Origin of the sequence: Pseudomonas sp. R2-60-08W, assembly GCF_003852335.1 — a bacterium.
Lineage (GTDB): Bacteria > Pseudomonadota > Gammaproteobacteria > Pseudomonadales > Pseudomonadaceae > Aquipseudomonas.
The window spans coordinates 3,256,523-3,280,913 of record NZ_CP027731.1; the positions used below are offsets into that span (position 1 = coordinate 3,256,523).

At 61.9% G+C, this 24,391-nt stretch carries 21 protein-coding genes and 1 pseudogene; 10 read left to right on the top strand and 12 right to left on the bottom strand.

Annotated elements, in window-relative coordinates; genetic code table 11:
- Positions 1-10 precede the first annotated feature (10 nt).
- A pseudogene (locus C4J90_RS27485) lies at positions 11-106 on the top strand (N-acetyltransferase); the annotation flags it as partial.
- 84 nt (positions 107-190) lie between these two features.
- On the opposite strand, the gene C4J90_RS14745 reads toward C4J90_RS27485, so the two are convergent.
- The gene (locus tag C4J90_RS14745) at positions 191-1,468 is read right to left on the bottom strand and encodes an ATP-binding protein (RefSeq protein WP_124420173.1); all 1,278 of its coding nucleotides are present in this window, start codon (positions 1,466-1,468) and stop codon (positions 191-193) included.
- On the bottom strand, positions 1,469-2,176 hold the full coding sequence (locus C4J90_RS14750; RefSeq protein ID WP_124420174.1) for a response regulator: 708 nt from the start codon (positions 2,174-2,176) through the stop codon (positions 1,469-1,471).
- 156 nt (positions 2,177-2,332) lie between these two features.
- On the opposite strand from C4J90_RS14750, the gene C4J90_RS14755 reads away from it, so the two are divergent.
- A complete protein-coding gene (locus C4J90_RS14755) occupies positions 2,333-3,535 on the top strand; it encodes an MFS transporter (RefSeq protein ID WP_124420175.1) in 1,203 nt (400 codons plus the stop codon).
- On the opposite strand, the gene C4J90_RS14760 is transcribed toward C4J90_RS14755, so the two are convergent.
- Positions 3,491-4,093 (bottom strand): tRNA-(ms[2]io[6]A)-hydroxylase, encoded by a 603-nt coding sequence (locus tag C4J90_RS14760; protein ID WP_124363096.1) that lies wholly within the window; start codon positions 4,091-4,093, stop codon positions 3,491-3,493. The genes C4J90_RS14755 and C4J90_RS14760 overlap by 45 nt on opposite strands.
- 146 nt (positions 4,094-4,239) lie before the next feature.
- Between C4J90_RS14760 and C4J90_RS14765 the strand changes: the two genes are divergently transcribed.
- Positions 4,240-5,103 (top strand): universal stress protein, encoded by an 864-nt coding sequence (locus tag C4J90_RS14765; protein ID WP_124420176.1) that lies wholly within the window; start codon positions 4,240-4,242, stop codon positions 5,101-5,103.
- A gap of 160 nt (positions 5,104-5,263) precedes the next feature.
- Here the strand turns inward: C4J90_RS14765 and C4J90_RS14770 are convergent, their stop codons facing one another.
- Complete coding sequence (locus C4J90_RS14770; protein WP_124407444.1) at positions 5,264-5,734, bottom strand: DUF1289 domain-containing protein; 471 nt, start codon at positions 5,732-5,734, stop codon at positions 5,264-5,266.
- Positions 5,735-6,129: 395 nt separating this feature from the next.
- Between C4J90_RS14770 and acnB the strand changes: the two genes are divergently transcribed.
- The gene (acnB, locus tag C4J90_RS14775; RefSeq protein WP_124421216.1) at positions 6,130-8,739 is read left to right on the top strand and encodes a bifunctional aconitate hydratase 2/2-methylisocitrate dehydratase; all 2,610 of its coding nucleotides are present in this window, start codon (positions 6,130-6,132) and stop codon (positions 8,737-8,739) included.
- A 644-nt stretch (positions 8,740-9,383) separates the two neighbouring features.
- On the opposite strand, the gene C4J90_RS14780 is transcribed toward acnB, so the two are convergent.
- The gene (locus C4J90_RS14780) at positions 9,384-10,661 is read right to left on the bottom strand and encodes a serine/threonine transporter (RefSeq protein WP_124420177.1); all 1,278 of its coding nucleotides are present in this window, start codon (positions 10,659-10,661) and stop codon (positions 9,384-9,386) included.
- A 268-nt stretch (positions 10,662-10,929) separates the two neighbouring features.
- Here C4J90_RS14780 and C4J90_RS14785 point away from each other — a divergent pair, with 268 nt between their 5' ends.
- The 5 genes from C4J90_RS14785 to C4J90_RS14805 all read left to right on the top strand — a co-directional run bounded on the left by C4J90_RS14785 (position 10,930) and on the right by C4J90_RS14805 (position 15,905).
- Positions 10,930-11,883 carry a 2-hydroxyacid dehydrogenase gene (locus C4J90_RS14785; RefSeq protein WP_124414855.1) on the top strand — a complete coding sequence of 318 codons (954 nt, stop codon included), beginning with the start codon at positions 10,930-10,932 and terminating at the stop codon, positions 11,881-11,883.
- Positions 11,884-12,053: 170 nt separating this feature from the next.
- Positions 12,054-13,121 carry a phosphotransferase family protein gene (locus tag C4J90_RS14790; protein ID WP_124363101.1) on the top strand — a complete coding sequence of 356 codons (1,068 nt, stop codon included), beginning with the start codon at positions 12,054-12,056 and terminating at the stop codon, positions 13,119-13,121.
- Between the two features lie 22 nt (positions 13,122-13,143).
- Positions 13,144-13,911 (top strand): SDR family oxidoreductase, encoded by a 768-nt coding sequence (locus tag C4J90_RS14795; protein ID WP_124363102.1) that lies wholly within the window; start codon positions 13,144-13,146, stop codon positions 13,909-13,911.
- A 69-nt stretch (positions 13,912-13,980) separates the two neighbouring features.
- Positions 13,981-15,414, top strand: coding sequence for a PLP-dependent aminotransferase family protein (locus C4J90_RS14800; RefSeq protein WP_124420178.1), 1,434 nt, complete (start codon positions 13,981-13,983; stop codon positions 15,412-15,414).
- Positions 15,415-15,497: 83 nt separating this feature from the next.
- Entirely contained in the window at positions 15,498-15,905 is a 408-nt protein-coding gene (locus C4J90_RS14805; RefSeq protein WP_124420179.1) for a cupin domain-containing protein, read from the top strand.
- 123 nt (positions 15,906-16,028) lie between these two features.
- Here the strand turns inward: C4J90_RS14805 and pepN are convergent, their stop codons facing one another.
- The 6 genes from pepN to C4J90_RS14835 are packed head-to-tail and all read right to left on the bottom strand — an operon-like array spanning position 16,029 to position 22,529.
- Positions 16,029-18,686 (bottom strand): aminopeptidase N, encoded by a 2,658-nt coding sequence (pepN, locus tag C4J90_RS14810; protein ID WP_124420180.1) that lies wholly within the window; start codon positions 18,684-18,686, stop codon positions 16,029-16,031.
- A 13-nt stretch (positions 18,687-18,699) separates the two neighbouring features.
- Positions 18,700-19,530: a DUF2797 domain-containing protein gene (locus C4J90_RS14815; RefSeq protein WP_164484543.1), complete on the bottom strand. Its 831-nt coding sequence runs from the start codon at positions 19,528-19,530 to the stop codon at positions 18,700-18,702.
- Entirely contained in the window at positions 19,527-19,787 is a 261-nt protein-coding gene (locus C4J90_RS14820) for a YeaC family protein (protein WP_124367263.1), read from the bottom strand. Before C4J90_RS14820 ends, C4J90_RS14815 begins: the two co-directional genes overlap by 4 nt.
- A gap of 14 nt (positions 19,788-19,801) precedes the next feature.
- Positions 19,802-20,671 carry a rhomboid family intramembrane serine protease gene (locus C4J90_RS14825; RefSeq protein WP_124420181.1) on the bottom strand — a complete coding sequence of 290 codons (870 nt, stop codon included), beginning with the start codon at positions 20,669-20,671 and terminating at the stop codon, positions 19,802-19,804.
- Positions 20,668-21,642, bottom strand: a complete 975-nt coding sequence (locus tag C4J90_RS14830; protein ID WP_372237504.1) for a metallophosphoesterase — start codon at positions 21,640-21,642, stop codon at positions 20,668-20,670. The genes C4J90_RS14825 and C4J90_RS14830 overlap by 4 nt, the downstream gene beginning before the upstream one ends.
- Positions 21,639-22,529 (bottom strand): NAD(+) kinase, encoded by an 891-nt coding sequence (locus C4J90_RS14835; RefSeq protein WP_057725186.1) that lies wholly within the window; start codon positions 22,527-22,529, stop codon positions 21,639-21,641. Before C4J90_RS14835 ends, C4J90_RS14830 begins: the two co-directional genes overlap by 4 nt.
- 166 nt (positions 22,530-22,695) lie before the next feature.
- Between C4J90_RS14835 and C4J90_RS14840 the strand changes: the two genes are divergently transcribed.
- Positions 22,696-23,643 (top strand): DUF1853 family protein, encoded by a 948-nt coding sequence (locus tag C4J90_RS14840; protein WP_124363109.1) that lies wholly within the window; start codon positions 22,696-22,698, stop codon positions 23,641-23,643.
- A 108-nt stretch (positions 23,644-23,751) separates the two neighbouring features.
- Here C4J90_RS14840 and C4J90_RS14845 read toward each other — a convergent pair whose 3' ends face one another.
- Entirely contained in the window at positions 23,752-24,354 is a 603-nt protein-coding gene (locus C4J90_RS14845; RefSeq protein ID WP_124421217.1) for a VWA domain-containing protein, read from the bottom strand.
- Positions 24,355-24,391 lie beyond the last annotated feature (37 nt).

A 24,391-nucleotide genomic window follows, 5' to 3' on the forward strand; every position in this document is an offset into this window, starting at 1 on the left:
GAGAGCTGACTTGTGGCGAGGGAGCTTGCTCCCGCTGGGGCGCGAAGCGGCCCCAAACAATGGGACTGCTGCGCAGTCCAGCGGGAGCAAGCTCCCTCGCCACAGGTTACTTTTTACCCTTCCTACTTCTTAACTGACTGGCATTAGGGCAAGCCCCCTCCCACATTGGCTTGTCGTTGTTTACGGGTACTTACTCGGCATACGCCCAGGTCATCCGAAACGACGCTCCGCCCCACTCCGAGTCCAGCACCTGCACCTGTCCGCCATGCCATTGGCTGACCCGCTGGACCAGCGCCAGGCCCAAGCCGAAGCCGCCGGTACGGCGGTCGCGGCTTGAATCCAGGCGCATGAAGGGTTCAAAGATCTTGGCGCGGCCCTCGACCGGAATACCAGGACCATCGTCGCTGACCTGCAGTTCGTAACCGCTGCCGAACTTAATCAACGACACTTCAACCCGCCGGTCGGCATAGCGAATGGCGTTGCGCAGCAGGTTGATCACCGCGCGCGCCATGAATCGTGGCTCGATGCGAATCACATCGACCTCACAGGTACGCAGCGACAACTGCACACCTGCGGCCTCGGCCTCCAGCGCCACGCTGCCGATCACGCTGTCCAGCCAACTGTGGGCCTCGATGCTTTCGCGGGTAACCTGGGTCGCGCCGCGTTCCAGGCTGGCGTAGGTCAACAGCTCGGAGACCATTTCTTCCAGTTCGCCAAGGTCGGCGTACATATCGGCGATCAGTTCGCGGCTTTGGCGCGGATCGGCCTGCTGCTTGAGTTGGTCAAGCTCGAAGGACAAGCGCGCAATCGGCGTGCGCAGCTCGTGGGACACCGCGTTGGTCAGTTCGCGCTGGTTGGCGATCAGGCTTTCGATGCGCTCGGCCATCTGGTTGAAGTGCCCGGCCAGCGCACGCACGGTGGAGCGACGCGGCAACAGGATGCGCGAGCCGAGGTCGTTGTCGCCAAAGCGCTGCGCCGCCAGGCGGATGTGCTCCAGGTCGCGCCAGTGCGGACGCACCCAGAAGTACAACACAATGGCCAGGCTCACGCCCAGGATCCCGTAGGCCCACAAGTACAACCATTTCGGTTCTTCCGGCAATTGGATTTCGAGCAATTGCGGGCCGTCGTCGATGGGCGCGAGGAACTTCATGAAGTCCTCGCGCACCACCACTTGGCCGGCCGCCAGCAGTGCCTGTTCGCGCGCGCTCAGGTGCTGGCTGTCGCGCTGCACCAGCTGCAGGCGCAGGCCGTAATGCGGTTGCAGCTGGTCCAGACGCGCCTGGCGCGCCTCGCCCTGCACCGGCCGCAGTTGTTCCACCAGGGCCCACGCTGGGCCGCGCAGGGCCTCGCGATTATAGGTTTCATTGGACTCGGGCATGTACGCGTCCAGGCCATAGTTGACCAACCAGATCGCACCGGCCAACCCAAGCGCGAGAATCAGGTACAGGCGCAGATACAGGCGCAGCATCTACATCTCCCAGGCGAACGGATTGAACAGGTAGCCCTTGCCCCAGATGGTCTTGATGCACACTGGCTCGCGCGGGTTGTCATTGAGCTTGCCGCGCAGTTTGCTGATGTACACATCGACGCTGCGGTTCAGGCCATCGAACGCAATGCCGCGCATGCGGTTGAGGATGTCGTCGCGCGAAAGGATGGTTCCCGAGCTGCTCGCCAGTAGCCAGAGCAATTCGAACTCCATGGTGGTGAGGTCGATTTTTTCATCGCCCAGGCTGACCACCCGGCAACTGCGGTTGATCGACAACCGGCCGAATTCCAGGTAATCGCGTACCGTCGCCTCGGGCACTTGCCGACGTTGCAGCGCGCGCAGGCGCGCCAGCAACACCGGCGGCTTGATGGGTTTGATCACATAGTCATCGGCACCGGACTCCAGGCCCAGGATATGGTCCAGGTCATCTTCCTTGGCGGTGAGGATCACAATCGGTGTGTCGGACACTGCGCGGATCTCGCGACACACATGCAGGCCGCTCTGGCCCGGCAACATCAAGTCGAGCACGACCATTTTCGGTTTGAACGCCAGGAACGCCGCCAAGGCCAAATCGCCCCGGTGCACCGCCTGCACCTCGAAACCATGTTGCGACAGAAAATGCGCGATCAGCCCTGCCAGCTTCTCATCGTCCTCGACGAGCAGGACTTTGCCCAGACCCAGGTTTTCCATAAGTTCTCAGTGTAGGAACGCCGATTGAAAGGCTGGCAGTATAGGTGGCAAGCTGCCCAACGGGAGCCGCCGCACGCAGGGTGCCAGCAAGCTTCATGCTTTTAAGAGTTTTTAACAAATAGCCTGCACTCTTTTACGCCATTCACAGGGAGTTATATGCGCAAGGATTACCTGGCGTTCTTCGTTTCACTGTTCCTGTCGCGACTGGCGGACCAGATCCTGCTGTTCATCGTGCCGCTGATCGTGTTCCAAACTACCCAGAGTGTGTCTTGGGCGGGCCTGGCGTTCTTTGCCGAGTCACTGCCGCGCTACCTGGCCTTTCCGGTGTGCGGGGCGTTGTGCGACAGGTTTTCACCCGTGCGCATCCTGCATGTCAGCCAAGTGTATCGGGCGTTGGCCTGTGTAGTGGCGGTGGCGCTGTACGGGCTGTTCGACGGTATCCAATGGCTGGTGATGCTGTCGGCGTTGTGCGGGGTATTGACCACCCAGGGCATCATGGCGCGGGAAGTGCTGATGCCGCATATTTTCCAGCATTATACCTACACCAAGACGCTGTCTTATTCGCAGATCGCCGACCAGAGCGGCCTGGTACTCGGGCCGTTGGTGGCGGCGCTGATGCTGGAAATCTGGGCATGGCCTTGGGTGGTGCTGGGCATCGCCGCACTGTTTGTGCTGGCGGACCTGGCGATGCTGGCCTGGCAGCGCAACACCCGCGTGCACCTGCAGCCCCATGCGCCGCAGCACCCGGGCCTCTGGCTGCAGCCGCTGCGCACCGCTTTGGGCCACATCCGCAGCCGGGTGGAGTTGAAGCGCATCATTACCCTGGCCATTGGTGTGAACCTGATCGTCGGCGTGACGCTGGCCACGTCGGCGGCCCTGGTCACCGGGCAATACGCGGCGGACAAGGACGCCTACGCCCTGCTGCAAGCCGCTGGCGCGGTGGTCACCCTGGTAATTCTGTTTTACCTCGCACGCTCGAGCCTGGCGCTGAAGGTGCTCGGCGGGCTGTCGTATTCGATGATTGCCGTGGGCGCGTTGATCACCGCCCTCAGCCCCGGCGTGTGGGTGTACGCCGTGGGCTTCCTGCTGGTGAGCGGTTTCGACAAGATGTTCAACGTGTACATGCGCAGCACCCGTCAGCGGGTAATTCCGGTGCAGGATTTCGGCAAAACGGTGGGAGTGATCACCCTGCTCAACAACCTCGCCCAGCCCTTGGCGGGCTTGCTGATTGCGGTGCTGGCAGCGCCGCTTGGCACGCAAACGGTGATCCTGCTGCTGACCGGATTCAGCGCCTTGATCGGCGTAGCCGTGGCCTCAGGCTGGCACGCCACTGTGAAAGCGGAACTCGACGTCGGCTGACTCGATCAACGCCTGCTCGGCCGCCCTCACCCGCTCGATCACCTGGGCGATGTCCTTGGCGTCACCGTACTGGTAGGCCAGTTTCAAATAACCCTGGAAGTGCCGCGCTTCGCTTTTGAGCAAACCGAAGTAGAACTTGCCGAGTTCTTCGTCCAAATGCGGCACCAGCGCTTCGAAACGCTCGCAACTGCGCGCTTCGATAAACGCCCCCACCACCAGGGTATCCACCAGCTTGACCGGCTCATGGTTGCGCACCACCTTGCGCAAACCCGAGGCGTAGCGGCCGGCGGACAATTGGCGCAGTTCAACCTTGCGCTTTTTCATCAGGCGCATGACCTGCTCGTGGTGCACCAGCTCTTCACGGGCCAGCCGCGACATCATATTGATCAGGTCGAGGTGGCCGTGATACTTGGCGATCAGGCTCAGGGCGGTGCTGGCGGCTTTGAATTCGCAGTTTTTGTGGTCGATCAGCAGGGTGTCCTGGTCGGCCAGCGCGGCCTGGACCCAGGCGTCGGGGGTGCGGCAACCGAGGAATTCGTGGATTTCGGGCAGGATCATCGGGCTCACGGGCAAAGGATCACAAAAGGGCGCCGATTATACCGACCACGCCGCAGACCACCAGCCATGGGCCTTGATGTACATCAAGATGACGGCACGCGTGCAGCAACTATAGTTGTTGCAGGCCCACTCCTGGAGAACCGACCATGCAAGCCATCCGCAGCATCCTGGTGGTCATCGAGCCCGAGCATACCGAAAGCCTGGCCCTCAAGCGCGCGAAGCTGATCGCCGGGGTCACCGACGCGCACCTGCATTTGCTGGTCTGTGACAGAAAGCATGAGCATTCGGCGCTGCTGAGCCTGCTCAAATCCGGCCTGCAGGAGGACGGGTACAGCGTCACGACCGAACAGGCGTGGAACGACAGCCTGCATGAAACCATCGTCGACGTGCAGCAGGCCGAGGGCTGCGGCCTGGTGATCAAGCAGCACTTTGCCGACAGCCCGCTGAAAAAGGCCCTGCTGACGCCGGCAGACTGGAAACTGCTGCGCTATTGCCCGACGCCCGTGCTGCTGGTCAAGACCGCCAAGCCCTGGGCCGGCGGCGTGATTCTGGCGGCCATCGACGTGGGCAATACCGACAGCGAACACCGCTCGCTGCATAACGCCATCATCGACCACGGCTTTGATATCGCCAGCCTGGCCAAGGCGCAGTTGCATGTGATCAGCGCGCATCCCTCGCCGATGCTCTCCGCTGCGGACCCGACGTTTCAACTCAGGGAAACCATCGAGGCGCGTTATCGCGAGCAGTGCCAGGCCTTCCAGGCCGAATTCGATGTGGATGACGCACACCTGCATATCAAGGAAGGCCCGGCGGATGTGCTGATTCCCCATATCGCCCACCAGTTGCAGGCGGCACTGACGATTATCGGCACTGTGGCGCGCACTGGAATTTCCGGGGCGTTGATCGGCAATACGGCAGAGGTGGTGCTGGATGCGGTGGAAAGCGATGTGCTGGTGCTCAAGCCGCAGACGCTGATGGACCATTTGGAAGAACTCGCCACCCAAGCCTGAAGCAATGAAGATCCAATGTGGGAGGGGGCTTGCCTCAAGGCTTTTCTGTAGGAGCGAGCTTGCTCGCGAAGAACTCAGGCCCCCCGCGTTTATTCAGAATAAACGCGTTGCCTGGGCGTTTTTCGCGAGCAAGCTCGCTCCTACAGGGGCCCCTGTACCGTCAGGTAGATAGCGCATCCTTCAGGAATCCCGGTGCGATATAACGCTGGTAATGCGCCTCGGACAAGATAAAGAATTCCCGATCAATCGCGTCGCGCAGGTCTGGCAAGGGCCAGTCGCGGAACTCCGGCAGCAGCACCATGCCGTAGGCCTCCAGGTTATTGATCACCCGCGCCCCACGCGCAATCAACTGATAGGCCCAGCAATACTCGGACTGGTGCGGCACGAAGCGAATCTTGCGCTGTTCCAACTGCCCGCGCAGGGTCTTGGGGGCAAAAACCTCGACTTTGCCGGCCATCACCTGCACCAGCAATTGCTCGAGCCTGAGCCAGACCGCACGCTTTTCTTCTTCGTTATAACCATTCCACTGGATCACTTCGTGGTGAAAGCGCTTGCAGCCGCGACACACGAGATCGCCGTAGACCGTGGAGCACAGGCCGACGCAGGGGGTCTTGATGGTTTGGTTGGACATGGGCGAAAACACGCAGATCAGCGAAACAGTGCGCCATGTTAGCCCTTTGTCTAAGGTTGATCACCCTGCAAACTTGGTGACGCAACTTACCTTTAGATTTTTTTTGCCGTAGAATCACCCGGCCTTGTAAGGCGCCAATAATCCGCTGGAAGCTGTTTTCAAAGCGTCACGAGCACAGTCGTTCCTTCAGAACGGTGTTGGCGCAGGTTTGACCCCGGTAGGTCAACACTGCGCCGACCCTCATCAGCTCCGTTCTGCAGGCGTAAAACTTTGAAAGCAGCTTCTGTAAGGACGGTCGGCAGCGCTGGCTTTGCGGCCCAAAAAGCCCCCGAGCGCACGCGTGCCGGTCATTCCTGGATGAGCGTCCCGTGGGACCACTGATGAGGGTAATAACTGTGCTTGAAGCCTACCGCAAACATATCGAAGAGCGTGCCGCCCTGGGTATCGTGCCCCAGCCGCTTAACGCCGAACAAACCGCAGGCCTGGTCGAGCTGCTGAAAAATCCCCCGGCTGGCGAAGAAGAATTCCTCGTTGACCTGATCACCAACCGCATTCCACCGGGCGTTGACGAAGCTGCCTACGTCAAGGCCGGTTTCCTGTCCGCCCTGGCCAAGGGTGAAGCCACCTCCCCCCTGATCGACAAAAAGCGCGCTGTTGAACTGCTTGGCACCATGCAAGGCGGCTACAACATCGTGACGTTGGTCGAGCTGCTGGACGACGCCACGCTGGCGCCTGTCGCGGCCGCCCAACTCAAGCACACCCTGCTGATGTTCGATGCGTTCCACGACGTGGCGGAAAAAGCCCGCAACGGCAACGAGCACGCCAAAGGCGTGATCCAATCCTGGGCCGACGGCGAATGGTTCCGTAACCGTCCGACCCTGGCCGACAAGATCAGCCTGCGCGTGTTCAAGGTCACCGGTGAAACCAACACCGACGACCTGTCCCCTGCCCCGGACGCCTGGTCGCGCCCTGACATCCCGCTGCACGCCCTGGCCATGCTGAAAATGGCGCGTGAAGGCATCGTGCCGGACGAGCAAGGCAAGACCGGCCCGATGAAGCAGATCGAAGAAATGCGCGGCCAAGGCTTCCCGATCGCCTACGTCGGCGACGTGGTCGGTACCGGCTCGTCGCGTAAATCGGCAACCAACTCCGTGCTGTGGTTCTTCGGCGACGACGTTCCCTTTGTTCCAAACAAGCGCGCCGGCGGTTTCTGCTTCGGCAGCAAAATCGCTCCGATCTTCTACAACACCATGGAAGATGCGGGCGCACTGCCGATCGAGTTCGACGTCACCAACATGCACATGGGCGACGTGATCGACCTGTACCCGCATGCTGGCAAAGTCTGCAAACACGGCACCGATGAAGTCATCACCACCTTCGAAATGAAGACCCCGGTGCTGTTGGACGAAGTTCGCGCCGGCGGCCGTATTCCGCTGATCATCGGTCGCGGCCTGACCGACAAGGCCCGTGCCGAACTGGGCCTGGGCCCTACCGACCTGTTCAAGCTGCCTGAAGCGCCTGTCGACACCGGCAAGGGCTTCACCCTGGCGCAGAAAATGGTCGGCAAGGCGTGTGGCCTGCCGGAAGGCAAAGGCGTGCGCCCTGGCACCTACTGCGAACCGAAGATGACCACCGTCGGTTCCCAGGACACCACCGGTCCAATGACCCGTGATGAACTCAAAGACCTGGCGTGCCTGGGCTTCTCGACCGACCTGGTGATGCAGTCGTTCTGCCACACTGCGGCCTATCCAAAGCCGATTGACGTGACCACCCACCACACCCTGCCTGACTTCATCATGACCCGTGGCGGTGTATCGCTGCGTCCAGGCGACGGCATCATCCACAGCTGGCTGAACCGCATGCTGCTGCCGGACACCGTCGGTACCGGTGGTGACTCCCACACCCGCTTCCCGATGGGCATCTCGTTCCCGGCCGGCTCCGGTCTGGTCGCGTTCGCCGCTGCCACCGGCGTGATGCCGCTGGACATGCCGGAATCGATCCTGGTGCGTTTCAAAGGCAAAATGAAGCCTGGCATCACCCTGCGTGACCTGGTGCATGCCATTCCTTACTACGCGATCCAGGCTGGCCTGCTGACCGTAGAGAAGAAAGGCAAGAAAAACGCCTTCTCCGGCCGCATCCTGGAAATCGAAGGCCTGAACGATCTGACGCTGGAACAGGCTTTCGAGCTGTCCGACGCCTCGGCTGAACGTTCGGCTGCCGGTTGCACCATCAAGCTGTCCAAGGAATCCGTCACCGAGTACCTGAACTCCAACATCACCTTGCTGCGCTGGATGATCGGCGAAGGCTACGGCGATCCACGCACCCTGGAACGTCGTGCCCAAGCGATGGAAGCCTGGGTTGCCAACCCGGAGCTGATGGAAGCCGATGCCGACGCCGAATACGCCGAAATCATCGAGATCGACCTGTCGGAAATCAACGAGCCGATCCTCTGCGCACCGAACGACCCAGACGATGCCCGTCTGCTGTCGAGCGTTGCCGGTGAGAAGATCGACGAAGTGTTCATCGGTTCGTGCATGACCAACATCGGTCACTTCCGCGCTGCCGGTAAGCTGCTGGAGCAGGTCAAGGGCCAGTTGCCAACCCGTCTGTGGCTGTCGCCGCCGACCAAGATGGACGCCCACCAGCTGACCGAAGAAGGCTACTACGGCATCTACGGCAAGGCTGGCGCGCGCATGGAAATGCCGGGCTGCTCGCTGTGCATGGGTAACCAGGCGCGTGTAGAGCCGAATTCGACCGTCGTGTCGACCTCGACCCGTAACTTCCCGAACCGTCTGGGCGATGGCGCCAACGTCTACCTGGCCTCGGCCGAGCTGGCGGCAGTCGCCTCTACCCTGGGTCGCCTGCCGACCGTCGAAGAGTACATGGGCTACGCGGCGAAACTGGACACCATGGCCAGTGACGTCTACCGCTACCTGAACTTCGACCAGATCGCCGAGTTCCGCAAGATCGCAGCAAGCGCCAACATCCCGGTGATTCAAGCTTAACGGTGTGTTGATGTGATAGGCGCCGCGTATCGCAAGGTACGCGGCGTTTTTTATGCCTGGAATACAACCAAATGTGGGAGGGGGCTTGCTCCCGATAGCAGTGGTTCAGTCAATTCATAGGTGACTGACATACCGCCATCGGGGGCAAGCCCCCTCCCACATTTGGTCTCTGTAGCTCTTGCAGGCTGTGTCAGACCTTAAGCCATCAGCGAGTCAACCAGAGCAGTGATTGCCGCCTGGAGATACGCGGCATTTTCATGCCTGGAATCCAATCCCAGCAACACCACCAAACACATGTGGGAGGGGGCTTGCTCCCGATAGCAGTGGTTCAGTCAATTCATAGGTGACTGATACACCGCCATCGGGGGCAAGCCCCCTCCCACATTTGGTCTCTGTAGCTCTTGCAGGCTGTGTCAGACCTTAAGCCATCAGCGAGTCAACCAGAGCAGTGATCGCCATCTGGAGATACGCGGCATTTTCATGCCTGGAATACAATCCCAGCAACACCACCAAACACATGTGGGAGGGGGCTTGCTCCCGATAGCAGTGGTTCAGTCAATTCATAGGTGACTGACATACCGCTATCGGGAGCAAGCCCCCTCCCACATTTGGTTCTGGGACAGCCTTGGAGATTGCGTCAGACCTTAAGCCATCAGCGAATACACCAACGCAGTAATCGCCACCAACCCCACCGCCGTGACAAACACATTCGACGCCTGCCCCCGGTACTTGGCCATGGCCGGCACTTTGCGGATGGCGTACATCGGCATCAGGAACAGGATCGATGCAATCACCGGCCCGCCCAGGGTCTCGATCATGCGGAGGATGCTCGGGTTAAGCGTGGCGACAATCCAGCACACCACCAGCATGAAGGCGGCGGTCATGCGGTCCAGAGACTTGGCTGCCGGGCGGCGGCCGGTCTTCAGCACCAGGCCCTTGAGGCCCTCGCTGGCACCGATGTAGTGGCCCAGGAATGACTTGGCAATCGCCACGAATGCAATCAACGGCGCGGCGAAGGCAATGGTCGGGTTGTCAAAGTGGTTGGCCAGGTACGACAGGATCGACAGGTTCTGCGCTTTCGCCTCGGCCAACTGCGCCGGTGACAGGGTCAGCACGCAGCTGAACACAAAGAACAGCACCATCACTACCATCAACAGGTGCGCGCGGGACAGGATCTGCGAGCTGCGCTCGTCGGCGTGTGCCCCATACTGACGTTTCTGGTCTACCGCGAAGGCCGAGATGATCGGCGAGTGGTTGAACGAGAACACCATCACCGGAATCGCCAGCCACAAGGTGTTGAGCAAGGCCGACGGCGCCGGAATCTCACGGGCGGTACTCAGGATGCCGCCCGTCCAATGCGGCACCAGGTATACGGCGAGGAACAGCAAGGCAACGATAAACGGATACACCATCAGGCTCATGGCCTTGACGATCACCTTTTCGCCGCAACGCACCACCGCCAGCAAGCCCAGGATCAGCACAAACGCCAGGACTGCCCGAGGCGGCGGCATGATGTGCAGTTGGTGTTCCATGAAGCTGCTGACGGTGTTGGTCAGGGCCACGCTATAGATCAGCAGGATCGGGAAGATCGCAAAGAAGTACAGCAAGGTGATCAACGCGCCGGCTCTAATGCCGAAATGCTCTTCGACCACATCGGTGATGTCGGAGCCTTCCCGGCCGGAGAGTACGAAACGCGTCAGCCCACGGTGGGCAAAGAACGTCATTGGAAAGGCCAGCAGCGACAGGATCACCAGCGGCCAGAAGCCCCCCAGGCCCGCGTTGATCGGCAAGAACAAAGTACCGGCGCCGATGGCGGTGCCGAACAGCCCAAGCATCCAGGTGGTGTCCTGGCGGCTCCAGCTTGTGAGCGTTGCAGGTGTCGTTGCATAGCGTTCGTCGACGCTATTGGCCTGATCATTCATCCGGTCGGATCTCCGCATTCACACGGCCGGGACGAGTCAGAAGAACCTGACAGGCAGCGCCCCGACCTCAACAGGGGCGCGATTGTCCGGGATTCTCGTGCATAAGCAAAGACTTAGCTGAGGAATGGTCAGGTGGTGGAGCCGGCTGCACGGTAATGCGTAGCGCACTCAACTTCGTTCGAGAGCAAGCTCGCTCCTACAGCAACCTACGTTCCGTCTTACAAATCCCGCATACTCATGCGCTCAAGCACTTCAGGAAGAACCTTGCATGACTACCACTGTTCTGGTCCTGGTTGAGACCATCAACGAATACCTGCAAATCATCGAGAGCAATGATTTCCATGTGATCCTGGCGCCGACGCCTGTCGAACGAGCCCAGGCGATCAAGGCCCATGGCGGGCAGATCAAGGCCGTGCTCACCCGTGGCCCGCTGGGGCTGTATGCCGAGGAAATAGCCGCGCTGCCGCTGCTGGAGATCATCTGCGTGATCGGTGCCGGCTACGAACATGTAGACCTGCAGGCCGCCGCCAACCGTGGGATTGTGGTGACTAACGGCGCCGGGGTGAACGCGCCGTCGGTGGCTGACCATGCCATGGCCTTGCTGCTGTCGCTGGTGCGCGGTATCCCCCAGAATGACGCCGCCGTGCGCCGCAGTGAATGGCCAAAGGTGATGCGCCCTTCCCTGGGCGGCAAGCAACTGGGGATTCTCGGGCTGGGCGCCGTAGGCCTGGAGATCGCCAGGCGCGCGTCCCTGGGGTTTGGCATGGAGGTGAGCTACCACAACCGCCAACCCCGCGATGATGTGGATTACACCTACTGCTCAAGCGCCGTGGAATTGGCGCGCACCTCGGATTTCCTGATCCTGGCCACGCCCGGTGGCGCCAGCACTCGCCACCTGATCGATCGCCACGCCCTCGACGCCCTGGGGCCGAACGGCTATCTGGTCAATATCGGTCGTGGCAGCGTGGTGGTCACCGCCGACCTGGTGGCTGCGCTGGAACAGCGACGTATCGGCGGCGCCGCGCTGGACGTCTTCGACGACGAGCCCAAGGTGCCCGACGCGCTCAAGCGCCTGAACAATACCGTGCTGACCTCCCATGTGGCCGGCCTGTCGCCCGAAGCCGCCCACGACACCGTGCAACGGGTGGCCGACAACCTGGTGGAATACTTTGCTGGTCGCCCTGTACTGACCCCCGTGACACTCCCGTCGCGCAACCCGTAGCGAATGCCCGCGGCGGGGCCGTACCGCCCTGGTGATTTGCGTGGATCAGGCCCGCTGATCATTCCCCAACACGCTAACCTATTAAGCCGCCCCGACCTTGTCGGTGGGCGGTGGCGCGCATTAGATTAGCCAATAGTCCAAGGCCTTTAAAATAAGCAGAAGGGATAAGCATGGCGCTTAACGACCAATCGACCCAGATTCGCCCCGGCGAAGAACTAGATGCCGGCCTGATCGATCCCTACCTCAAGGCCCATATTCCCGGCCTGCACGGCACGCTCAAGATCAGCCAGTTTCCCGGCGGCGCCTCCAACCTGACGTATCTGCTGGAATACCCGGACCAGGAATTCGTGTTGCGTCGCCCGCCATTCGGCCACAAGGCCAAGTCCGCCCACGACATGGGGCGTGAATATCGCATCCTCAACCAGCTCAAGGATGGCTTTCCGTACTGCCCCAAGGCCTACGTGCATTGCACCGATGAAACGGTGATCGGCGCTGAGTTCTATGTCATGGAACGGGTCAATGGGATTATTTTGCGCTCCGACCTGCCGGCCGAACTGGGCCTGGACGCGAGCCGAACCGAAGCGTTGTGCAAAAGCTTTATCGACAAATTCGTCGAACTGCATCAGGTCGACTACACCGCCTGCGGCCTGGCCGACCTGGGCAAGCCCCAAGGCTACGTGGAACGCCAGATCCGCGGCTGGAGCGAGCGCTACGAAAAAGCCCTGACCCCCGATGCCCCGCGCTGGGAAGCCGTGCGCGCCTGGCTCAACGATAAAATGCCGGCCGACCACCCGACCTCCAGCATCGTGCACAACGACTATCGCTTCGACAATGTGATTCTCGACCCGCGCAACCCCATGCAGATCATCGGCGTGCTCGACTGGGAGCTGACCACCCTCGGCGACCCGTTGATGGACCTGGGCAACACCCTCGCCTACTGGATCGAAGCCGCTGACCCCGCGCCCGTGCAGTTGATGCGTCGCCAGCCAAGCAATGCGCCCGGCATGCTCACCCGCCGCCAGTTCGTCGACTACTACGCCGAACGCTCGGGCATCCAGATCGACAATTTCGACTTCTACTACACCTACGGCCTGTTCCGCCTGGCCGGCATCGTGCAGCAGATTTACTACCGTTTCTTCCATGGCCAGACCCAGGACAAACGTTTTGCCCAGTTCATACACATGAACAAGCTGCTGGAACAGATGAGCCTGGCAGTCATCGGCAAATCCGCCCTCTGATAACAATCACAAGGAACCCTTCATGTCCAAGACCCACCTGTTCGACCTCGACGGCAAGATCGCTTTCGTTTCCGGCGCCAGCCGTGGCATCGGCGAGGCCATCGCCAAGCTGCTGGCCCAGCAAGGCGCCCATGTGATTGTCTCCAGCCGCAAACTCGAAGGCTGCCAGCACGTTGCCGACGCGATCATCGCCGACGGCGGCAAGGCTACTGCGGTGGCCTGCCATATCGGTGAGATGGAGCAGATCACCCAAGTGTTCGCCGGTATCCGTGAACAGTTCGGCCGCCTGGACATCCTGGTCAACAACGCCGCGACCAACCCACAGTTCTGCAACGTGCTGGACACTGACCTCGGCGCGTTCCAGAAGACCGTCGACGTGAACATCCGTGGCTACTTCTTCATGTCGGTGGAGGCCGGCAAGCTGATGCGTGACAACGGCGGTGGCAGCATTATCAACGTCGCCTCGATCAACGGCATTTCCCCTGGCGTGTTCCAGGGCATCTATTCGGTGACCAAGGCCGCCGTGATCAACATGACCAAAGTGTTCGCCAAGGAATGCGCCGAATTCGGCATTCGTTGCAACGCGCTGCTGCCAGGCTTGACCGATACCAAGTTCGCCTCGGCGCTGGTCAAGAACGACGCGATCCTGAAGATGGCCCTGGCGCAGATCCCGCTCAAGCGCGTGGCCGACCCCAGCGAAATGGCCGGCGCGGTGCTGTTCCTGGCAAGCGATGCGTCGAGCTACACCACCGGCGTGTCGTTGAACGTGGACGGTGGTTTCCTGTCCTGAGGCCGCCGGGTTTCTTCCGATCGATTTGCGCGTAACCTTGGCGCAGATCGATCTGCCCCAGGATGAAACATGGAACTGCACCTCGTCATCAACGGCCGCAAGGACCTGGCAGCCCAGCTTTACCAGCAACTGCGCGAAGCCATCGCCAACGGTCGGCTGGCAGCCGGCGCGCAATTGCCGCCCAGCCGGCTGCTCGCCGAGCAATTGGGCGTATCGCGCAAGACGGTCTCGGATACCTACGCCACCTTGACGTATGAAGGCCTGCTGGTCGGCAGGATTGGCCGAGGCACTTTCGTCAACGCCTGGGCACCGCAGCCCGACCGTGTACAGACCGCCACCGACCTGGCCTGCGCCGCCAACCTGGGCAAATGGGCAGCGCTGCCCTCGCCGATGCACCACCCCGCCAGCGGCGACATCCTGCGCTACGAATTCATCGGCGGGGCGACCACGCGCAGTCAGTTCCCCCAGGAAGAATGGCGGCGCTGCACCCAGGATGCGTTGCGCCGTATCGCCAGGAACAGCGGCTTCTATAGCCAACCGGAGGGTTTGCCGGCACTGCGCGAGGCCATCGCCGGGCATATCGCGTTTTCACGCGGGGTGAAATGCCGCGCCAGTGACATCGTGGTGACCAATGGCGCCCAACAGGCGCTGGACCTGATCGCCCGCGTGGTGCTCGAGCCAGGCAGCATCGTCGCCATGGAAGACCCTGGCTACAGCCCGGCGAGCCAGTTGTTCGTGGCGATGGGGGCGAAGGTCGCCAGCGTTCCGGTCGATGCACAGGGCATTCAGGTTGACCAGATCCCCGAAGGCACGCGACTCGTCTATGTGACGCCGTCCCACCAGTTTCCGCTCGGCATGCACATGAGCCTGGCGCGGCGCAAAGCCTTGCTGGACCGCGCGATCGAACTCGGCGCGATCATCATCGAAGACGACTACGACAGTGAATTCCGCTACCAGGGCCGTCCCACCGACTCCCTGCAAAGCCTGGACACGCGAGGCGTGGTGACCTACGTCGGGACCTTTTCGAAAACCCTGCTGCCCGAGTTGCGCCTGGGCTACGCGGTGCTGCCGCCGGCGATCCATGGCGCCGTGCTCAAGGCCAAGCAATTGACCGACCAGCACAGCTCTACCCTGCCGCAATGGGCACTGGCCAAGTTCATCAGCGAAGGCTATCTGCTCAAACATATTCGCCGCTGCCACAACGTGTATGCGGGGCGCCGCGAACGGATCCTGCAGCGCCTGGCGGGCGACCTGTCGCCCTGGTTCGAGGCGGTGCCGACGGTGGCCGGGTTCCACTTGGCGGCACTGTGCAAAGTGCCGGTGGACATCCCGCTGTTGATGCAGCTGGCGCGTGAGGTGGAGGTGGGTTTGTACCCCCTGGATGGTTTTTTCCACGACGTTGCGCCACGCGCGGGGCTGATTCTCGGCTTCGGTGCCATCGAAACCCTCGATATCGACCCGGCGCTGGATAGGGTGCGCGACATCCTGTTGCGGATTGGCTAAGGGGTTTTCCGGCGGATTGGTCATTGGTCGATCCTGCCCCCAAGCGTAGGGTGAACAGGTCTCCAACCCCGTGGAACCCCATCATGAAACGTCTGCTCGCCACCGCTGCGGTACTTGCCTCGCTCACGGCCTACGCCCATGAGCCGGTGTACAACCAGGAAACCCTCAAGGTGCTACAGGAGCACGCCTTGACTAACGTGCCCGGCAAGAAAACCATCATGCTCACCGTCGATTACGCCCCCGGCCAGGCCACCGTGCCCCACAGCCACACCGGCACTGCCGTGGCTTATGTGCTGGAAGGTGCAGTCACTTCACGGGTCAACGATGAGAAAGCCGTGACCTACAAGGCCGGCGAGTCGTTCTACGAGCCCGCCGGTTCACGGCACTTCGAATCGAGCAACGCCAGCCAGACCCAGCCTGCCAAACTGCTGGTGGTGATGGTGCTGGACGACAAGGCCGAGGTGCTGACGCCGCTTGCAGCACCAAAATAAAAATGTGGGAGGGGGCTTGCTCCCGATGGCGGTGGGTCTGCTGGCTTAACCAGTGACTGACACACTGCCATCGGGGGCAAGCCCCCTCCCACATTTTGAATGGTGAGATTCAGCCTTTGCGTGTCAGGCAAGGCTTTTGCTGACCACCTCGAACACATCGCTGGACAGCTCGCCCGCGCCCAGGATGCGCTCCAGTTCTGCCTTCATCAGCGCTTGCCGCGCGGCGTCGTATTTACGCCAGCGCGTCAGCGGTGCCAACTGGCGCGACGCAATCTGTGGGTTCAGCGTGTTGAGCTGGATCACCAGGTCCGCCAGGAAGCGGTAGCCCGAACCATCCGCCGCATGGAAGTTGATCAGGTTCTGCCCGGCAAAGGCGCCAATCAGGGCGCGCACTTTGTTCGGATTCTTGATGGTGAACGCCGGGTGTTCCATCAACGCCTTGACCCGCGCCAGCCCGCCCGGCAGGGTGCTGCCGGCCTGTACGCTGAACCATTGGTCCATGACCAGCGGGTTGTCCTTGAAGTTCTCGGCAAACACCGCCAGCGCCTGGGCTTTTTCCGCTTCGAATGGTGAGTTCACCAACACGGCCAGGGCGGTCAGGCGCTCGGTCATGTTGTCGCTGGTGTCGAATTGGTCCAGCGTCGCCGCCAGCACTTCAGGCTTGCCGCTGAGCATCAAATAGGACAACGCGATGTTCTGCAGGGCGCGCCGGGCAAAGTGCTCGGCCTCTGCCAAATAGGGCGTTTTCCGGGACAGGTCACGGTTGGCCTGATAGCGCAGCCACAGCCCTTCGAACAGGTTGTCGGCCAGTTGCTTGCGGGCAAACTCGCGGGCGGCGTGGATCGCATCGACATCCGCCACTTCACTGATTTCGGCCAGGTAGGCTTCGCTCGGCAACGAGAGCATCTCGGCGACCATGGCCTGGTCCAGGCGTTCGTCGCTCAATACCGTGCGCAACGCGTCGATCAGGCGTTGATCGAGCTTCAGCGGCTGCCCGGCCTGATGCTGGCCGATCAGTTCCTGCAGCACCTGCACCGCCAATTGCTGGCCGGCGTCCCAGCGGTTGAAGCCGTCGCTGTCGTGCTGCATCAGGAACATCAGTTGGTCGCGGTCATACGGGAAGCTCAGTTTCACCGGTGCCGAGAAGCCACGCAGCAGTGAAGGCAACGGTTTTTCCGCGACGTCAACAAAGGTGAAGGTCTGCTCGGCTTCGGTCACCGAGATCACACGGGAGGTACCGCTTGCCGTGGCTTCACCTTCCAGGCGCAAGGCGATACCGGCGCCCTTGCCGTCCAGCAGCCCCAACTCGACCGGGATCACGAACGGCAGTTTTTCCACCTTGTCCGGGGTTGGCGGGCAGCTCTGACGGAAGGTCAGGCTGTAGGTCTTGGCCGCCGCATCAAAGGACTCGCTCACCGCCAGACGCGGCGTGCCGGCCTGGCTGTACCAGCGCTTGAACTGGCTGAGGTCGACGCCGTTGGCATCTTCCATGGCCTTGATGAAGTCATCGCAGGTCACGGCCTGGCCGTCGTGGCGCTCGAAGTACAGGTCGCTGCCTTTGCGAAAGCCTTCGGCGCCGAGCAAGGTGTGGAGCATACCGACGACTTCCGAACCCTTTTCGTACACGGTCAGGGTGTAGAAATTGGAGATTTCGATAAAACTGTCCGGGCGCACCGCGTGGGCCATGGGGCCGGCGTCTTCGGCAAACTGGTGGGTACGCAGGTACGCCACATCCTGGATGCGCTTGACCGTGGCCGAGTTCATGTCGGCGGAAAAGCCCGAGTCACGGAACACGGTAAAGCCTTCCTTGAGCGACAGCTGGAACCAGTCGCGGCAGGTCACGCGGTTGCCCGACCAGTTGTGGAAGTATTCGTGGGCGACGATCGCTTCGACGCGCTGGTGGGCAGCATCGGTGGCGGTTTCGGCGCGGGCCAGCACGGCGCTGGAGTTGAAGATATTGAGGCCCTTGTTCTCCATGGCGCCCATGTTGAAGTCGTTGACCGCCACGATCATGAAGATATCGAGGTCGTACTCACGGCCGTAGGTCTCTTCGTCCCAGCGCATGGATTTTTTCAGGCTGGTCATGGCGTGCTGGCACTTGTCGATGTTTTCCGGCTCGACGTAGATGCGCAGCGCAACTTCGCGCTGGGTCATGGTGGTGAAGCTGTCTTCGACACACCACAGGTCACCGGCCACCAGGGCAAACAGGTAGGCCGGTTTCTTGAACGGGTCTTCCCAGGTCGCCCAGTGCCGCCCGTCTTCGCCGGGGCCGCTGGCAATCGGGTTGCCGTTGGACAGCAGCACCGGGTAGCGATGCTGCTCGGCGATAACTGTGGTGGTGAACACGCTCATCACGTCCGGACGGTCGAGGTAGTAAGTGATCTTGCGGAAGCCTTCGGCCTCGCACTGGGTGCAGAACATGCCACCGGATTTGTACAGGCCTTCGAGGGCGGTGTTGGTTTCTGGGTGAATCTTGACCGTGGTGTCGAGGGTGAAGGTTTCGCGCTGTGGCTGCAGCGTCAGGTGGCTGTCGGTCAACTGGTAATCAGCGGCCGTCAGTGGCTGATCGGCGAGGTTGACGCTCAGCAGCTCCAGTTGCTGGCCGTCCAGCACCAACGGCGGCAGCCCGGCGCCGCGTTCGGGGTTGCGGCGCATCACCAGCTGCGCGTGGACCAGGCTGTGGTCCTCGAACAACTCGAAGGTCAGGTGCGTCTCGTCGATCAGGTAGTCCGGCGCCTGATAGTCCTTCAGGTAGATCATCTTCGGTTGTTCGGTGCGCATGGGTGGCATCCCTCTACTGATGCACGGCGAGCTGGTAGGCCGTGTATTTACGAATATTGATCACGCCGGTATCGAAGATCAGGTATTGGCCCTTGATCCCCAGCAGCGTGCCTTCGGCAATCGGATTCTTATCCAGGTTGAAGCTGACGATCTTGGCCGGGTACTGCTGCACCGGGTAACGGATCTCGATCGGTTCGATGTCGGCAATGGTTTGGATGGCCTGTAGGCCAAAGCGTTCCTGCAACCCCAGCAAGCCTTCGGCGCAGGAGGCGAACAATTCATCGCGTACCTGCCTGAGGTCGACCGATTGCGCATCGCCCTTGAGCAGCGCGCGCCAGTTGGTCTTGTCGGCCACCTGGCTGCGAAACAGATCCTCGACAAAGCCCGATTGCTGGCGGGTGGCCACGCGCATGATCGGCAGCGCCTGGCTGGCGCCCTGGTCGAGCCAGCGGGTCGGCAACTGCGTGGCGCGAGTGATGCCGACCTTGATCCCCGACGAGTTGGCCAGGTAGACCACGTGGTCGGTCATGCAGAAGGTTTCACCCCAACTCGGATCGCGGCAGGTGCCAGCGTCGTAATGGCAACGCTCGGGACTCATGATGCACAGGTCACACTGGGCCAGCTTGGTCATGCATGGGTAGCAATAGCCCTGGCTGAAGCTGTTTTTGGTCTTGCGCCCGCAATGGCTGCAATGAATGGCACCAAGGTATTCCAGGCGGATATGGGTGCCGATCAACGGGTTGACCGCAACCTCGGTGTCGCCAAGACGAAACGCGTATTGAACGGTCGGCTCACCGAGTTTCGCCGACATTTTGCTGACTGCACCGCGACCGATTTCAATCAATGGATCGCATCCGACTTGAACAGGATGTTCGGCACCGGTGCCGATTTCGACGCGCATTCCTGCGGGCCCATATAGCCGGTGCGCTGGTCTTCGGGCAGGTTCTGCAGTTCCCAGGCAATCACCGCTTGCAGCGACAGCTCGCGCTGTTCGGCGGTGAGCTTGCGGCCGTCGGACCACTTGCCGATTTCCACGGCGAGCTTGAGGCTCTCGTAGATGTCCGGGGTGATGTTTTCGATCATTTCAGCAAAAGAGGACATAAGGCTCTTCCTTATCAAATAGACGATTTGCGACGGTTGTACAGCCCGCCCAGCAAACCGGTCAGGCAACCGATAACCAAGCCGCCCACATGGGCCGCGTTGGCGATTTCGCCGAAGCCGATCATCGAGACCAGCCCCGACAGGCAGAGCACCAGCCACACCAGCATCATCACCAGCACCCCGCGGGGCAGGCGATACGCCGGGTTGGGCGAGAGTAGTTGAAAGATCCAGCAATGCCCCAGCAGGCCATACAACACGCCGGACAAACCGCCAAACAGGCCCGGGCCGCCGTACGCATACTGCGCGTAATTGGAGACCAGGCTGAACAACAGGGTCAGGCCCAGCAGGTTGATGCTGCCCTGGCGCGCTTCGATGCGCCGGCCCAGCTCCCAGTACCACATGCCATTCATGGCCAGGTGCAGGATGCCGAAGTGAATCAGCATCGGCGTGACCAATCGCCACCACTGCCCGGACGCCAGGCTATCGGCCAGCGGCGTGAACTGGATGTATTCGCCCAGCACCCGGAACGGCAGGAAGGTCAGGCAGGCCATGGTCTGCAGGTTTTCGCCAAGCAGCGTCACCGCACCGACGATGAGGCTGGCCAACAGCACCAGCGCCGTGACCGGGCTATGGCGTACCTGCTGGACAAACCCTGGCCGCGCCACGGGCGCCTGTTCGGGAATGTCCAGTTGCTGGTCCGGGTCACCGGCGGGAAAGCGTTGGTACAACACGCGCACATCGTCGCTGATGCTCTCGGGCACCCACAGCACTTGTTCGCCGGCTTCCTCGCTGACGCGATGAGGCACCTGCATGCGTTGCAGCAACTTGACGAAACCGCCCAGGTCGACGCTCAGGGGCAGGCGCAATACAGCCACGGTACTCATTGACTAACCTCAGGTCGCTCAACGTCGACCCAGACGAATTTATGCGGATCCAGTTGGGTTTCCTGGTCCAGGCGATACGCCACCAGCTTGCCGTACAGCACCGCGCTGTAATCCAGGCAGGCCAGGTTCGGGCGGATTGGTGCCGGTTTGCCGCTGCGCCAGTAATGGCCGACGAACAACAGTGGCTCGTCGACGCCATAGCGCAGCAGGGAATTTTTTTCAGTGGAGGACAATGGCGTGCGCGCCACCGGCTCGGGCAAGGCATCGGGCTGGAACACGATGTCGCCGTAGGTCTTCGGGTCGTCTTCCCAGAATTTGGTGCGAAAGAACGAACGCGTCAGGCCATCGCCACCGGTCAGGGTGAGGCCGTGGGGCAAGCGCATGTCGGTGCCGCGCAACAGGCGATCGAACGCGTTGCAGGCAAAACTGCCCGGTACGGCGGCGGCCTGCAGGAAATGCTGGTCGATGCAGCCATCCGGGAACGTGGCGCGCAGCGGCTGGATGAACCCCTCATCCCAGCACGCATGCACTACCCGGAAACGCCCGGCGTCGACAAACAGCGGCATGTCGTAGAACCAGCCGAGGAAGTCGTGCCAGTCGGCCGGGTGCTGCTCGAACTGGGTCAGGGTTTCCTGGATCAGCCGCGCATGGCGTGGGGTGTGCTCGCGCACGAACTGCTTGCCACTGCCCGGCGGTGCCGGCGTGGTCCAACCCAGCGCATTGAACTCATGGTTGCCCATGATGCACAGGGCCTGACCGGCCTCGGTCATGTCGTGGACGATATGCAGCGCTTCGCGGATGCGCGGGCCACGGTCGATGATATCGCCGAGAAACACCGCCATGCGCGACGGGTGGCGCCAGGTGCCGCCCTGCTTGTGGTAACCCATCTGGTCGAGCAAGTGCTCCAGCGTGTGGGCGCAACCGTGCACGTCACCAATCAGGTCGTAGCTACGCGCGGGATCGAGCATCAGTCGCCTCCACCCCCCAAGCGGCTGCCCCAGCCCAGCTTGGTGCGGCACACTTCGTAGTAGTTGTGGTCCAGCGGGTGGATCAAGCGCAACTTCTGTGCCTTCTTGCTCACGGTGATGGTGTCGCCGGGAGCGCAGGTGAAATGGTTCTGCCCGTCGCAGGACACTTGTGGGTAGATTTGCATATCTTTGGACACCACGATCTTCAGCTCACTGTTGCCATCGACCACAATCGGCCGACTCGACAACATATGGGGGTACATCGGCACGATCACAATGGCATCGAGCTTGGGGTGCATGATCGGGCCACCGGCCGACAGCGCGTACGCGGTCGAGCCGGTCGGCGTGGCGACGATCAGGCCGTCGGCCTTCTGGCTGCACACGAACTGGCCGTCGATATACAGCTCGAACTCGATCATCCGCGTGGATTTGCCCGGATGCAGCACCACGTCATTGAGGGCATCGCCCTGGCCAATGGCTTCGCCGTGGCGGCGTACTTCGGCCTGCAGCAGGAAGCGGTTTTCCACCAGGTAATGGCCGTCGAGCACCTTGGCCACTTCGACTTCCAGCTCATCCGGACGGATATCGGTGAGAAACCCCAGGCTGCCACGGTTGATCCCCAGCACCGGCACGTTATGCCGCGCCAGCGCCCGGGCTGCACCAAGCAGGCTGCCGTCGCCGCCGACCACGATGACCATGTCGCACACTTCGCCGAGCATTTTGCGCGAAGAAGTCTGCAGGCCGTGGCCCGGCAGGATTTCGCCGATGGTGTCTTCGAGGATCACATGCAGGTGGCGTTCCAGCAGGAATTTTTTCAGCCGGCGGACGGTGTCCAACACCTGGGTACTGCCCAGGCGACCGATAATGCCGATATTGCGAAATTGCTCCATGGGGCTCCTGCGGGCATAGGGGTGTGGCAAAAAGAAAGGATTATGGGCGAAAGGCCGGCTCAGGCAAAATCCTTTGTCGCCGCCGCGCCTTGATGACAATGGTTCTCAGGCGGTTCCCAGGCGGTTCTCAGCACCTGCACGCAACGTAAGAGGCTATGCTCGCACCATGACTCTGTTCCCCGACTTGCACGCCCTGCCCCGCCAACTGCGACACCCCGAAGTGCGCGACCTGGCGTGGGTGATGCTGGCGCCACCGATGCTCGCACACACGCCTTGGCCGCAGCGCCATCCGCTGGCTGGCAGTGACTGGGTACAGGCGCCGCAGTTGCTCGAAGCCTGGTTGCGTGCGCTCGATCAGGACAGCAGCGCGCTGCAGCAATGGCTGAGCCTGGCGCGCACCCGGCGTCTGGGCCTTTATTATGAGCGCCTGTGGCAGTTCGCCGTGCAACATGCGCCGGGCGTGGAGCTGCTGGCGGCCAACCTGCCGATCCGCCGCGCCGGGCACACCCTGGGCGAGCTGGACATGCTGCTGCGCGACCGCGATGGCGTGCATCACTTGGAACTGGCGATCAAGCTGTATCTGGGCCCGCAGGCTGGCAACGGCCGCGACACGGCGCAGTGGCTGGGGCCGGGTTGCCATGACCGGCTCGACCGCAAACTGGCGCACCTGGCCCAGCATCAACTGCCGATTTCGGCGCGCGCGGAAAGCCGTGAAGCGTTGGCGGCGCTGGATATCCAGCAGTTCGATGCGTACCTGTGGCTGGGTGGATATCTGCTGTATCCGTGGCCGGGCCAGGCCGAATCACCCCATGGCGCCCATCCGCAGCATTTGCGTGGGCGGTGGTTGCATCAGCGCGATTGGCCGGACTTTGTCAGCGCGAGCGCGGCAGGTCGCTGGCAACCCCTGCCCCGGCATGCCTGGCTGGCGCCGGCGCATTACCCGGCAAGCGAGGTGTGGAGCGAGGAACAGATGCAGGGCTGGCTGGCAGACCTGGACCCGATGGCGCCGGCGCAGTTGCTGGTGCGGCTGGTGCAGAAGGGTGAGGATTGGGAGGAAGCCGAGCGCTTGTTTCTGGTGGCGGATCTTTGGCCGAATGTGCCGGGGGCTGGCTGATAAATCTGTGCTGTATTGGAGACCGCTATCGGGAGCAAGCCCCCTCCCACAGAGGAATGCATTCCAAATGTGGGAGGGGGCTTGCCCCCGATGGCGGCTGGCCAGGCACTACACATCATCGATATGCCGATAATCCAGCTGCAACCCGATAGCCAGCTCTCGCGCCCGCCCCAGCCTGATCGGCCCGCGTTCGATATCCACCAGCATCCCCGGACACTCCAACTGCGCCAACCCATCGATCGCCTTGAGCCGCCCATCGGTCATCACCAGCACCCGCTGCTGCTCCGCCGGGTAACGCTTACGCCGCGCCACCAACCAATGGGCCGCCTCGCTCAAGGCTGCCAGCAACGGCGTACCGCCACCGGCGCCTAGCTGTTCCAGCCAATCCGCCAAGCCTTTCGAGGCCTTCAAGCCCTGCACCTGCCACTGCGGCGATTGCCCGCTGGCGGTCAACAACGCCAGGCGCGCCCGTTGCCGGTAGGCGTCATCGAACAGCTGCGCCAACAGGCCCTTGGCATCGCTCAACGCCCGGTACCGTCGGGTGGAGGCCGAGGCGTCGACAATCACCAGCCACAGCTCATGGGCCGAACGGCTGCGCAGGTGCCAGCGCAGATCCTCACGACGCTGCGGCCGGCCACCGAGCAAGGTGCCCGGCCAATCGATCTGGCCCTGCCCTGCGCTGCGCGCCTTGCCCTGCTTGCCATTGTCCAGTCGCCCCGCCTTGGGCCGGGCATCCGCCCCCGCGTCA